Source organism: Sphingomonas immobilis (assembly GCF_030580995.1).
GTDB lineage: Bacteria > Pseudomonadota > Alphaproteobacteria > Sphingomonadales > Sphingomonadaceae > Sphingomonas > Sphingomonas immobilis.
In genome coordinates, this window is sequence record NZ_JAUQSZ010000009.1 from 200,302 (window position 1) to 211,845 (window position 11,544).

The following is an 11,544-nucleotide window of genomic DNA, read 5'->3' on the forward strand; positions in this document are numbered from 1 at the left end:
TATGGAGACCAAGCTTTCGACGTTCTCTTCTTTTCCATCCTCTTGAATAATTCTGGATGTAGGCGACAGTGCCGTCGTGGAAACGGATCAAGTAATTTCCGAGGCGGGGCTTCGTCGCCGAATCGAAAGCAAGCGAGCGGTGGCAATGGCGATGGTCGGTGATCGGGAACACTGCCGTGAAGCCTGGGTGGCTGCGGGATTTGCTGTCGAGTTGGCGGTTAAGGCATTGATCGTTAGACAGCGACAGTTGGGCTTTTTCCCTAGTAAGGATGCGGCTCCCGAACTTCACATTCATAATTTGCGGCGCTTGATGATAGAATATGCGGGGCTAAACTTGGCGCAGGCACCTGCTTCGTCGCGGGCGTCAATACGGCAGGCTCTGGATTGGGAACGTCGGCACGACTATTTCGAGGCGCCGATGTCCCGTAAAGCCGCCCGCTCGATGGTTGACGCGGCGTTCGGTGAGAATGGAGTGGTGCAATGGCTCAACTCGCTCTAGAACCTACCTTAGACGAAGCGCGGATCGACTCAGGCCGACGCTTCTATAGCGCCATTACTGAGTTGGGCATTCAGCCTGATTTCTTGTGCTGGATGCTGTTCCAAGATGATTTGCAGCTAGTAATGGTGACATCGCTAGTCGATCGCGTCGGGTCTCTCCAAATTTATGAAATGCTGTTTAAAGCACAGGATGCTGGGCTGATTCCAGAAGACTTCAATTTATGGGAAGTTTCACTTTATAGCCAGCATTCCGAGATTGGAGTTGATTTACCCCGTCAGCTTAATCGAATTGGCAGAGAGGGCTTTGTCACGTTTGGTGAAGGGATGCAGGACATCGCGGTCGAGAGGACAATGTTTTTGTCTGGTGAACTTGACCCTGCTGCCATCGCGGGCCTCGGCGTGTATTCGGTTGCTGCAACGAAATTTAACGCAACTGAAGACCTCCGTCGATGGAAGTTTGCTGAACGAAAAATCATGAGCAGGGCGGCGTAAGAGCAACAGCGCAAAATCACTTGCCCCGCGTTCCATTTTCGTTCTCATCTGCGCGGCCATGCTGAACCCGCGCTCTCCAGCCCGCAACAGCGGCGATATCCCGCTCGACGAAGCGGTCGGCTACGCGACGCACGTCAGGATCAAGTGCAGCCCGGCCTCGTGTTTCGAACTATGCGGGCGGTCGGTGGTCTGGCTGACGTCCGATCTGTACGCGAAGCTGCCGAAGTGTCGGACCATCGGCGAATTCAAGGAGCGGCTGTATTGCAGCCGGTGCAAGCATCGCGGCTGGGTGACGATCGAGGCGGCCGGGCGGGACTAGCGCAAAGCCGCTTAGCACGTCCCGGCGACCTTCTAAGAAATCGGGGATTTCTTTACACGAGCTATGTCCCCCGGATCCCGGCGGACATAGCCCTCCTATTCTACGCGGCGGCAAGCGCCGCGCGCGCTGCGTCAGCGATGAACCGCGAGCGATTGCGTGCGACCTTATCGATCCGCGCCAACAGCGCCTCTTCTAAGGTGATCTGAACGCGCACCGATTTACCGGGGCGCTCGCCCCGAACGAGGATCCGGCACACCTCGACGCTGCCCTCGGCGGCTTCAATCCCATCGATCGCCGAAGGTGCGGGAATAGGATCGCCGTAATCGGCCATCACCTTGAGATGCCCGACCAGCGCCTCTTCCGCGCCCATCGCCGCCTCCGTTACGGTGCGTCCAGCCGACACGCACCCAGGTAGATCGGGGAAATATACCCCGAAGCTGTCGATACCGGCTTCGACGATCGCCGGGTAATATACAGTCGCCATATCGAGCCCTCCTTGGCTTTGGTGGGTGCCCCTCAAGGGAGGGGCACCCCGGTTTGTTTTGAAATGCTGCGTAGCGTGCCTATCGATAAGTCTGCTTTGGGGTGAGGGACGGTGGCGGTGCCGGGCTTGGTGGGGTGGCGAAAGTGCTTGTGGCTCCCACTCTGCCGGACCTCGAACCACCCATCTGCCTCGATCCGCTTTATGACTTCCCTGCTTCGCATTGTCCCTCGCTCCTTATGTGTATCTTATACACAGTGACGCGCGGGTGCGCAAGCAATAGTACACATTATCTACACATAAAAGCTGACTAGAGCCAACGTCTTTGAAGGCGGGAAGTCAGCGCCGAACACGTCCGCCGGCGAAGGCCGAGCGGGGGTGCCGTGTGTCACCACGGCAACCGACGGGCCACAGACCCGCCACGCGCAGCTGGCCTAGCTGCAACGCCCCGCACCCGCGCAACGGGCGGGGCCATCTGGACCCCACAAACCTATGATTTCCCTAACGACCCCTGTCGGGCCGGTGAGCCCGGCTGCGCCCTATCTTGGCGGCAAGCGCAATCTCTCCCGCCGCCTCGTTGCCCTGATCGCGACGATTCCTCACGATACCTACGTCGAGCCGTTCGTCGGCATGGGCGGCGTCTTTCTCCGACGCGCGGCGAAGCCCCGCGCCGAGGTGATCAACGACCTATCGATGGATGTCGCCACGCTCTTCCGCATCCTGCAACGCCACTATCAGGCGTTCATGGATCTGCTGAAATGGCAGATCACCAGCCGTGCCGAATTTGAGCGGCTGGTGGCGGTGGACCCTGCGACGCTGACCGACCTAGAGCGCGCCGCGCGCTTCCTGTATCTCCAGCGCACCGCGTTCGGCGGGAAGGTCGTCGGTCGCAGCTTCGGCGTCGATCGGCGCTCGCCCGGCCGCTTCGACGTGACGAAGCTGGTGCCGCTGCTCGAGGAAATCCACGAGCGCCTCGCTGGCGTCGTAATCGAGCGCCTGCCCTATGCGGACGTAATCCGGCGCTACGATGGCCCGGACACGCTGTTCTACCTCGATCCGCCGTACTGGGGATGCGAGGCTGATTACGGGGCAGGGTTTGCGCGTGCCGACTTCGAGCAGTTGTCCGATATCCTCGGACAACTGAAAGGCCGCTTCGTGCTGTCGATCAACGCGGCCGACGGCGCGCGAGAGGTGTTCGGGCGCTTCGCGATCGAGGAGGTAGAGACGACCTACACGATCTCCACCGCTGCGACCGGCGGCGGAAAGCGGGTCAGGGAGTTGATCGTCACGGGGCCGGGATGAGGCTCAGTGACGTGCCTGCATCGTCTTGACGGCTGTCGCGGCGAACTGGCGAAATACGTGCCGCCAATATTCGCTGGCCTGATCCCAAGGGCTTTCGTCCAGCGTGCCGACGCTCTGGTATTTCCATAGCTCGGCCGCCAGCTCCTCGACCAAGGCGTCAACGTCGTTGGCGCTGCATAGGCGGCACCGTCCGCCCTGCGCGTGAGCGTCAGGCTGCGGCGTCTGCATCACGTGCTTCGCCGAACTCAAACGGATCGACGCGGAAATAGGCGGCAAGCAAGTCCCGGTCCTTCCGTTCAAGCCGCTCAGGCGCGCCATCGCGCACGAAGGTGGCGAGATAGCCGTCCCGGCGCCGCAGCATCCGCGACAGCGAGGCAAGCGAGGCGTCCTTATCTCTGCTCGCGAGATCATCCAGGCGCGAACGAGCATCGGCCGGCGAAACCGGCGCAGGCACACGGAACCGATGAAAAATCCCCATCAGGACGCCGCCCAATCCGTCTCAGCATCATCGACCGCAGCAAACACGTCGCCATCGGCCTGCTGACCGCGTAGATGCTTGCGCACCGCTTCGGGATCCCCATCCTTGGGGAATGTGCGATCGGCCCGCGCCGCATTCGCCAGATCGTCGATCCAGTCGCCCCGATCGCGCTGCGAGAGCAGCCAGCGGCCAAATGGCTCGGCTTTCTGCATATACCTTGCCCGCTGCTCGACCATGATGCACTCCCTTGCCCGAATCGGCGCTGGCGCTAATATAGCGTTCCACGTTTGTTCTCACAATCGGGGGTGCCGTGGACGATCGCGAATTAAGCCTGGCAGTGGTGGGGCTCGACCACGCCAATTCGGATAAGAGCCGCAGCAACCGTCGGTTCGAGGTGGCGTTGTGCGCGCCGGGCGACCCGGTGGAATTGCGCCGGGAACCGAAGAACAAAGCCGACCGCAACGCGGTGGCAGTGTTCAGCGAACGCGGCATTCAACTGGGGTATCTGACGGCTGAGCGCGCCCCGTGGATCGGCGGCAAGCTAGCGGCTGGCGAAGAGGTCAGCGCGGTCTTCCAGGAACGATTGGCTGCCGTCGCCGTGATCCGCGTGCGCTTCGGCGGCGCTGCTCCGACTCTGCCCCCTCCGCGTGCAGTGCCCGTCTACAGCCACGATTTCACACCGGATCCTGACGGACCGGAGTGGGGTGCCTGATTAAATGCGGGGTCTTGTTTCAAAGTGGTGCAAAGTGCGGGGGCACCACTGGGGGCAGTTTTATTCTAAACGGCACGATGAGGCACGCAAAACTGCCATAAATAGCGGTTAGTTCGGTAGGGTCATCGCCCACCACCGCGACGCGATCGAGACAAATCAGCGAATGCTGATTTGCACGATCGCTAGCGCGGCCAGCGCTGCGAAGCGCGCCACAAGGCGCGGCTTTGCCGCGACTGACGGCGCACCTCACGCGATCCTGAGCCCTGCGCGCTTCACGGCGCCGGAGTAACGGCGCATCCCCTCCAGCGCGGTGGGGGACAGGCCCATGAAGGCGCGGCGGCGGTCGAACGGATCGGGGTGGCGGATCAGGAGCCCGGCCTCGGTCATCTTGGCGATCCAACGCAAGGCGGTTGTCGGCGCGACGGCGGCGGCTATGCACAGGCTCGACACCGACACCTGCGCACGTTCGAGTTCGGCGGCGAACAGATCGAGCAGGATATCCCAGGCGGGATCCTCGAACAGGCCGCTTTCGAAGTACTGATCGCGCAGGCGGCGCGCGCGGATCGCGGCGCGTACCTCGCGCGCGGTGACGGCGGGGAGCGGATCGTCGGTCGATACGGCGGCGGCCTCTCGCTTGCGATCGGACGGTGCCTCACGAGTTGGGGGCGTGGCGTCTTCGCGCGAAAGCCGGGCAAGCGTCTCGGCAATGCGGGCGATCTCGTCATTGAGGCGCTGCAAACGCGAGGTATCGGCATCGCGCGACGCTTCTTGGAGGACGTGCGATCCGGCGCGGAGCAGCGTGAGGCTGAGCGCCGCGACGAGATCGAGCTGCGAGGGTGCGCAGAGCAGATCGACGTCCGGGCCGAACAGATTCGCGACGACGATGTCGATCTGCGCCTGCTCGAATGCCACAATGATCCGGGTATCGTGGGCGTGCGCTACGGCCAGGATATGCGGCAGCGCCAGCGCCAGTACGGTATCGTCGGTGCCTACACAGTCGACCGCGAGGACAGACAATGGGCCCGGCGTGCGCAACCGCTCTGCGACTTCATTCCAGCTAGCGCTGGCTGCCAGGCGGCCGCCGGCGGCGAGCACGGCGGCTTCCATTTTTGTCGCGCCGCCACCAGCTATGACGAGAGCGCTGGGCTGATCCCGGTTCAGCGCCGCGCCGCCCCAGCCATCGCGTTCGATCATACCCGCGCCCTTCCCCAAAGACAGTGCGCGAATTACGCATTAATCCGAAACGGACGGAACCGGCATTTCTTCCGATTTGGTCGGGTCGTGCGAAAGATCACTCCATTTTGGAGGGATCAGTCGAGCGACTTGACGATCTCTTCCACCATCTTCTTGGCGTCGGCGAGCAGCATCATGGTATTGTCCATGTAAAAGACGTCGTTGTCGACGCCCGCATAGCCGACGCCGCCCATCGATCGCTTGATGAACAGCACGGTCTTGGCCTTTTCGACGTCGAACACCGGCATGCCGTAGATCGGCGAGCCCTTGTCGGTCTTGGCGGCGGGGTTCACGACGTCGTTCGCGCCGATGATGAAGGCGACGTCGGTCTGCGCGAATTCGGAGTTGATATCCTCCAGTTCGAACACTTCGTCATAGGGTACGTTGGCCTCGGCGAGCAGGACGTTCATGTGCCCCGGCATACGCCCCGCGACCGGGTGGATCGCGTATTTCACGCGGACGCCGTGCTCCTTCAGCTTGTCGGCCATCTCGCGCAGCACGTGCTGCGCCTGCGCCACCGCCATGCCGTAGCCGGGGACGATGATGACCTGCTCGGCCTGCTGCATCAGGAACGCCGCGTCCTCGGCCGAGCCGCGCTTCCACGGGCGCTGCTCCTTGGCGGCACCACCGCCGCTCGTGTCCGCCGCCGCGCCGAAGCCGCCGGCGATGACGCTGATGAAGCTGCGGTTCATCGCCTTGCACATGATGTACGACAGGATCGCACCCGACGAGCCGACCAGCGCGCCGGTGATGATCATCGCCGAATTGTGCAGCGTGAAGCCCATCGCCGCCGCCGCCCAGCCCGAATAGCTGTTGAGCATCGACACGACGACCGGCATGTCCGCGCCGCCGATCGGGATGATCAGCAGGAAGCCGATCACGAAGCTGAGCGCGGTGATCGTCCAGAAGATCCATGGGCTCTGGTCCTGCGTGAAATAGGCGATCAGGCCGAGGATGCCCGCCAGCACGCCGAGGTTGATGACGTGGCGGCCCGGCAGCATGATCGGCGCGCCGCCCATGTTGCCGTTCAATTTCAGGAAGGCGATAACCGAACCCGAGAAGGTGATCGCGCCGATCGCGACGCCGAGGCCCATTTCGATGCGGCTTTGCGGATAGATCGCCCAGAACGGCTGGCCAATCATCGGGATCACCTGATCGGCGATGCCGAACGCCTGCGGATTGAGGAATGCAGCCGCCGCGACCAGCACCGCCGCAAGGCCGACCAGCGAGTGGAAGGCGGCGACAAGCTGCGGCATGTCGGTCATCGCGATCTTCCGCGCGGTGACCACGCCGATGACCGCGCCGATGGCGATCGCCCCGAGGATTTCGATCAGGGCGAGGGTGTCGAGATGCAAGGCACCAAACTGCTCGCAAAGCGCAACGCCGTTGGCAGGTTGGGGACAGGCGACAGCCAGCACCGGCGCATGCGTAATCAGCGTCGTCACCACCGCGATGGTCATGCCGATGATGCCCATGCGGTTGCCGCGCTGCGACGTCGACGGGCTCGACAGCCCGCGCAGCGCGAGGATGAAGCACACGCCCGCCACGAGATAGGCGAGTGCCGCCCAGGGATTGACCGTTACGTGTTCCATTCGCCTAACCCTACCCCGTCCCCAATTCCGTCATGCCAGCGAAAGCTGGCATCTCCCCGTGGCGGGCGCTGCGCCCTGCCTCCGCGAGACCCCGGCTTTCGCCGGGGTGACGGGCGTGTTGCTGTGTCGCTCAGTGCTTCGCCGCCGCCGGCCGGTCCTTCTTCTTGTACATCGCCAGCATCCGCGCGGTGACGGCGAAACCGCCGAAGATGTTGACGCTCGCCAGCACCACCGCGAGCAGACCCAGCCACTTCGAGATCGCCCCGCCCGCGCCCAGCCCGGCGGCGGCCGCCGCGATCAGCGCGCCGACGATGATCACCGACGAGATCGCGTTGGTCACCGCCATCAGCGGCGTGTGCAAAGCGGGCGTGACCGACCAGACGACGTAATAGCCCACGAAACAGGCCATCACGAAGATCGACAGGATGCTGATGAAATCCATGATCTACTCCTTCGGCGCGGCTGGCGCGGCCAGCGTCTCTGCGACCAGCTTGCGGAAATCACCGAGGTTGACGCGGTATACGCTCGTTATCGAGAAACAGCTGCCCGGCATCCCGCTCGCGGGCTGTTTGGGCGGTGAGAACGCCTTCTTGCCATAACGCTCGATCAGCTTGCGCCGCAGGTCCGCGAGTTCGGCATCGAGATCGCCGCTGCCGCAGTTCAGCTCATGCGCGCGCTGCTGGAAAGCCAGCATGCGATAAAAACTGAATTGCAGGCCGGGCGGCGGCGCCGGCAGCGACGCCGCTCCCGCGATCATGGCGGCGGCGATCAGGCTCACCCGAGCAACCGCGCGTTGACGATCTTGCCGCCCTGCGTCAGCCGGATCGCATCGCCGATTTCCTCGTCGAGCACCGGCGCGTTCTTTTCCTTGTCCCAGAAGGCGCTGAGGAAATTGAACAGATTGCGGCTGAACAGCGCGCTCGCATCGGCGGCCATCGTGCCGGCCATGTTCTTCGCACCGATCACCTTGACGCCGTGGATCACCACCGTCTCGCCGGCGACCGCACCCTCGACGTTGCCGCCGCTTTCCGCCGCGAGGTCGACGATCACGCTGCCGGTGCGCATCGTCGCGATCTGCGCGTCGGAGATCAGGCGCGGGGCTGCGCGACCGGGGATCAGCGCCGTCGTGATGACGATGTCCTGCTTGGCGATGTGGCCGGAGACCAGCTCGGCCTGCGCCTTCTGATATTCCTCGGACATTTCGGTGGCATAGCCGCCCGAACCCTCGCCCTCGATGCCCTTCACGTTCTCCACGAAGATCGGCTTGGCGCCGAGCGACTGGATCTGCTCCTTGGTGGCGGAGCGCACGTCGGTCGCCGAGACCTGCGCGCCCATGCGCCGCGCGGTCGCGATCGCCTGCAAGCCCGCGACGCCGACGCCCATGACGAAGCACTTGGCGGCGGAGACGGTGCCCGCCGCCGTCATCATCATCGGGAACACGCGGCCATATTCGGAAGCCGCGAGGATCGCCGCCTTGTAGCCGGCGAGGTTCGACTGCGAGGAGAGGATGTCCATCGACTGTGCGCGCGTGATGCGCGGCATGAATTCCATCGCCAGCGCCTCGAGCCCGGCGGCGGCATAGGCGTCGATACGCGCGCGTTCGGTAAAGGGGCTCAGGCTGGCAACGACCAGTGCGCCGGGAGCAACCCCGCCGAGACTCGCCGGATCGGGGCCCTGAATGCCCAGGACAATGCCGGCGCCCGCGAGCGTTTCAGCCCGGGCACCGACGGTCGCGCCGGCGGCGGCATAATCCGCATCGGCGATCGAGGCGTTCAGCCCCGCGCCCGATTCGACCGCGACGCTCGCGCCGAGGGCGACGAACTTCTTGACCGTCTCAGCGGTCGCAGCGACACGGGGCTCGCCTGCGGCGAGCTCCTTCACGACAGCGATTTTCACCGATGTGGCTTACTTGCTAACAGGCGCGAGCGCGAAATAGATCAGCAGCAGAACGAGCACGAAGATGACCGCGCCGCCACATTGCAGCAGGCCGAGAACCCGGTGGTAGGTCGCTTCGTGGACCTTGATATCGCCGTCGTCGGCCATGTGCGCACTCCCCAGATGCTTGAATTTATATGCCGCTTAGCCGCTGCGGGCCCGTCCCTCAAGTCCCGGTTCGGGGCGTTTAAGGCGGCTTTCACATCTCATTGCTACAGCGTTGCCGGATTAGGGACACAAATCGAGGTAGCTGGATGACGCGCAACGGGCAACGCCTGCTGATGCTGATCGACGACGAACCGGCGCAGCGCAGGCTGGTCGCGGCGATCGCGGCCAGGCGTGGCTGGCGCGCGATTTTCGCGAATGACGGCGAGATGGCAATCGCGATTCTGGGCACGCAGGACGGGATGCAGCTCGATGCGATTCTGCTCGATCACTGGGCACCCGACAGCGATCCGACCGCGCTGATCGAGGAATTGCGCAGCCGCCGCCCGGCGCTGCCGCTGCTGCTGCTCACCGCCAACGGGTCGGTCGCGCAGGCGGTGAACGCGATGCGCGCGGGCGCCACCGATTTCCTCACCAAGCCGCTCGCCGCCGACCGGCTGCTCGGCGCGCTCGACGCCGCCGTCGCCGGCAAGACCGCGGGCGAGCTGCGCCCGCTGACCGAGAAGATCCCGCAGCTGCTCGCCTTCGACGAGATCGTCGGCTCCGCGCCCGATTTCCGCGCCGCGCTCGCCATCGCGGCGAAAGCGGCACGCGCGCGCGTCTCGGTGCTGCTCGAAGGCGAAAGCGGCGTCGGCAAGGAAGTAATCGCCGCCGCGATCCACGCCGCTTCGCCGCGCGCGAAAAAGCCGATGATCGCGGTCAATTGCGGCGCGATCCCCGCCAACCTCGTCGAGAGCGAGCTGTTCGGCCACGAAAAGGGCGCCTTCACCGGCGCGTTCGAGCGCAAGATCGGCCGCTTCCAGGAGGCCGACGGCGGCACGATCTTCCTCGACGAAGTCGGCGAGATGCCGCTCGAGGCGCAGGTGAAGCTGCTGCGCGTGCTGCAGAACGGCGATATCCAGCCGATCGGCGCGCGTCACAGCCGCGAGGTCGATATCCGCGTGATCGCCGCGACCAACAAGAAGCTGATTGAGGAAGTAGAGGCCGGGCGCTTCCGCGAGGATCTCTATTACCGCCTCAACGTCGTGCAGGTGACGATCCCGCCCTTGCGCGAGCGGACCGGCGACATTCCGGCGCTGGCCCGCCACCTGCTCGCGCGGATCGCGACGCAGCCCGGCCTGCGGCCGCTGGGCGTGACCGACGATGCGCTCGCCCTGCTCGGCAAGTACGACTGGCCGGGCAATGTCCGCCAGTTGCAGAACGCCCTGTTCCGTGCGGCCGTGCTGTGCGACGGCGCGGCGCTGACCGCCGAGGATTTCCCGCAGATCGCGGCGCTGGGCGCGCAGAAGCACAGCCTGCCCGCCGGCCCCGCGCCGATGGCGACCTCGGGCGGCGTCACCCTGTTCCGCGCCGACGGCAATCTACGCGCGCTGGAGGAGATCGAGGCCGACGTCATCCGCCTCGCCATCGGCCACTACCGTGGGCGGATGACTGAGGTCGCGCGGCGACTGGGGATCGGGCGCTCGACCTTGTACCGCAAGCTCGGCGAGCTGGGGATCGATAACGCGGCGTGATGGAGGGGCGTGTGAGCAGTCGGATGCTCGGGCGCTGGGCGGGCGATGCGGCGATCGCGTTCGCGGCGACCCTGCCGGCCTATCTGCTCGCCACCTGGTGCGTCGGCGCGCAGTATTTCGCGCACGCCAACAGCGACCAGATAGGCTGGGCAATCATCCTGTGGCCCCTGTTCTTCGTGCCGCCGCTGCTGCCGTGGCTCGCCGCCGCAATGCCCGTCGCGGTCGCCGTCGGCGTGCCGTCGGCCGGGTGGCGCGTCGGCTTCGGCATCGCCACGTTCCTCGCCCTGATCGGCCCGTGGCAGCGGCTGGCCGGGCCGCAGGCGGATCGCTACGGCAACGTTAGCGAGACGCTGCCGATGGGAACGTTGTCGCCGACGCTGTTCGCAGCCGCCATCTGCCTGCTGGCGGGCGGAATGGCGATCGTCCTCCACACCACGCGGGCGTCCGCCCCTCACGGCGCCGCCAGCCGGTAGCCGACGCCCTTTTCCGTCAGCAACATCGGCTTGCCGAAACCCCGGTCCAGCTTCGCGCGCAGGCGGGAGACGTGGGCGGCGATGACGTTGGTGCCGGGGTCGTAGCGCAGTTTCCACACCTCGCTGCGCAAGGCGTCGCGCGACACGACGGCACCAGCGTGGCAGGCGAGATAGAGCAGCAGCGCATATTCGCGCGGCAGCAGCGCGAGCGGGCGGCCCTCGCGCGTGGCGACATGCTCGACACGGTTGATGGCGAGCGGGCCGACGTGGAGCGCCGCCGGTTCGCCGCAGCGGCGCAACAGGGCCGCGAGCCGCGCGGCGATCAGCGCGCTGCCCGCCGCCGCCTGCAC

Annotated in this window: 19 protein-coding genes; 7 read left to right on the plus strand and 12 right to left on the minus strand. The window is 65.0% G+C overall.

From position 1 onward, the window contains the following. Positions 1-76: 76 nt before the first annotated feature. From Q5H94_RS14130 to Q5H94_RS14140, 3 genes are read left to right on the plus strand one after another with little or no spacing between them, the layout of a single operon-like run. Positions 77-499, plus strand: coding sequence for a hypothetical protein (locus Q5H94_RS14130; protein ID WP_304561925.1), 423 nt, complete (start codon positions 77-79; stop codon positions 497-499). Beyond that, positions 481-990, plus strand: coding sequence for a hypothetical protein (locus Q5H94_RS14135; RefSeq protein WP_304561926.1), 510 nt, complete (start codon positions 481-483; stop codon positions 988-990). The genes Q5H94_RS14130 and Q5H94_RS14135 overlap by 19 nt, the downstream gene beginning before the upstream one ends. Before the next feature lie 58 nt (positions 991-1,048). Then, positions 1,049-1,309, plus strand: coding sequence for a hypothetical protein (locus Q5H94_RS14140; RefSeq protein ID WP_304561927.1), 261 nt, complete (start codon positions 1,049-1,051; stop codon positions 1,307-1,309). A 100-nt stretch (positions 1,310-1,409) separates the two neighbouring features. Here the strand turns inward: Q5H94_RS14140 and Q5H94_RS14145 are convergent, their stop codons facing one another. Continuing rightward, a complete protein-coding gene (locus tag Q5H94_RS14145; protein ID WP_304561928.1) occupies positions 1,410-1,793 on the minus strand; it encodes a type II toxin-antitoxin system HicB family antitoxin in 384 nt (127 codons plus the stop codon). A gap of 32 nt (positions 1,794-1,825) precedes the next feature. Beyond that, positions 1,826-2,014 carry a type II toxin-antitoxin system HicA family toxin gene (locus tag Q5H94_RS14150; RefSeq protein ID WP_304561929.1) on the minus strand — a complete coding sequence of 63 codons (189 nt, stop codon included), beginning with the start codon at positions 2,012-2,014 and terminating at the stop codon, positions 1,826-1,828. Positions 2,015-2,282: 268 nt separating this feature from the next. Between Q5H94_RS14150 and Q5H94_RS14155 the strand changes: the two genes are divergently transcribed. Continuing rightward, positions 2,283-3,092, plus strand: coding sequence for a DNA adenine methylase (locus tag Q5H94_RS14155; protein WP_304561930.1), 810 nt, complete (start codon positions 2,283-2,285; stop codon positions 3,090-3,092). Between the two features lie 3 nt (positions 3,093-3,095). Here the strand turns inward: Q5H94_RS14155 and Q5H94_RS14160 are convergent, their stop codons facing one another. The 3 genes from Q5H94_RS14160 to Q5H94_RS14170 are packed head-to-tail and all read right to left on the minus strand — an operon-like array spanning position 3,096 to position 3,806. After that, positions 3,096-3,320 (minus strand): hypothetical protein, encoded by a 225-nt coding sequence (locus Q5H94_RS14160; RefSeq protein WP_304561931.1) that lies wholly within the window; start codon positions 3,318-3,320, stop codon positions 3,096-3,098. Beyond that, the gene (locus Q5H94_RS14165; RefSeq protein ID WP_304561932.1) at positions 3,301-3,570 is read right to left on the minus strand and encodes a peptidase S24; all 270 of its coding nucleotides are present in this window, start codon (positions 3,568-3,570) and stop codon (positions 3,301-3,303) included. Before Q5H94_RS14165 ends, Q5H94_RS14160 begins: the two co-directional genes overlap by 20 nt. After that, complete coding sequence (locus Q5H94_RS14170; RefSeq protein ID WP_304561933.1) at positions 3,570-3,806, minus strand: YozE family protein; 237 nt, start codon at positions 3,804-3,806, stop codon at positions 3,570-3,572. The genes Q5H94_RS14165 and Q5H94_RS14170 overlap by 1 nt, the downstream gene beginning before the upstream one ends. 74 nt (positions 3,807-3,880) lie before the next feature. Here Q5H94_RS14170 and Q5H94_RS14175 point away from each other — a divergent pair, with 74 nt between their 5' ends. Then, positions 3,881-4,282: an HIRAN domain-containing protein gene (locus tag Q5H94_RS14175; RefSeq protein WP_304561934.1), complete on the plus strand. Its 402-nt coding sequence runs from the start codon at positions 3,881-3,883 to the stop codon at positions 4,280-4,282. A 246-nt stretch (positions 4,283-4,528) separates the two neighbouring features. Here Q5H94_RS14175 and Q5H94_RS14180 read toward each other — a convergent pair whose 3' ends face one another. From Q5H94_RS14180 to Q5H94_RS14205, 6 genes are all read right to left on the minus strand, one after another. After that, a complete protein-coding gene (locus tag Q5H94_RS14180; RefSeq protein ID WP_304561935.1) occupies positions 4,529-5,476 on the minus strand; it encodes a hypothetical protein in 948 nt (315 codons plus the stop codon). 116 nt (positions 5,477-5,592) lie between these two features. Beyond that, positions 5,593-7,107 carry an NAD(P)(+) transhydrogenase (Re/Si-specific) subunit beta gene (locus Q5H94_RS14185; protein WP_304561936.1) on the minus strand — a complete coding sequence of 505 codons (1,515 nt, stop codon included), beginning with the start codon at positions 7,105-7,107 and terminating at the stop codon, positions 5,593-5,595. Between the two features lie 130 nt (positions 7,108-7,237). Next, on the minus strand, positions 7,238-7,549 hold the full coding sequence (locus tag Q5H94_RS14190; RefSeq protein WP_304561937.1) for an NAD(P) transhydrogenase subunit alpha part 2: 312 nt from the start codon (positions 7,547-7,549) through the stop codon (positions 7,238-7,240). Between the two features lie 3 nt (positions 7,550-7,552). Next, a complete protein-coding gene (locus tag Q5H94_RS14195) occupies positions 7,553-7,885 on the minus strand; it encodes a hypothetical protein (RefSeq protein WP_304561938.1) in 333 nt (110 codons plus the stop codon). Further along, positions 7,882-9,003, minus strand: coding sequence for an NAD(P) transhydrogenase subunit alpha (locus Q5H94_RS14200; RefSeq protein WP_304561939.1), 1,122 nt, complete (start codon positions 9,001-9,003; stop codon positions 7,882-7,884). Before Q5H94_RS14200 ends, Q5H94_RS14195 begins: the two co-directional genes overlap by 4 nt. 9 nt (positions 9,004-9,012) lie before the next feature. Beyond that, complete coding sequence (locus Q5H94_RS14205) at positions 9,013-9,150, minus strand: aa3-type cytochrome c oxidase subunit IV (RefSeq protein WP_304561940.1); 138 nt, start codon at positions 9,148-9,150, stop codon at positions 9,013-9,015. Positions 9,151-9,296: 146 nt separating this feature from the next. Between Q5H94_RS14205 and Q5H94_RS14210 the strand changes: the two genes are divergently transcribed. After that, complete coding sequence (locus Q5H94_RS14210; protein WP_304561941.1) at positions 9,297-10,721, plus strand: sigma-54-dependent transcriptional regulator; 1,425 nt, start codon at positions 9,297-9,299, stop codon at positions 10,719-10,721. A gap of 11 nt (positions 10,722-10,732) precedes the next feature. Further along, on the plus strand, positions 10,733-11,194 hold the full coding sequence (locus Q5H94_RS14215) for a hypothetical protein (protein WP_304561942.1): 462 nt from the start codon (positions 10,733-10,735) through the stop codon (positions 11,192-11,194). Here the strand turns inward: Q5H94_RS14215 and Q5H94_RS14220 are convergent. Beyond that, positions 11,173-11,544 (minus strand): winged helix-turn-helix domain-containing protein (locus Q5H94_RS14220; protein WP_304561943.1); only part of this gene is annotated, 372 nt, incomplete at its 5' end. The genes Q5H94_RS14215 and Q5H94_RS14220 overlap by 22 nt on opposite strands.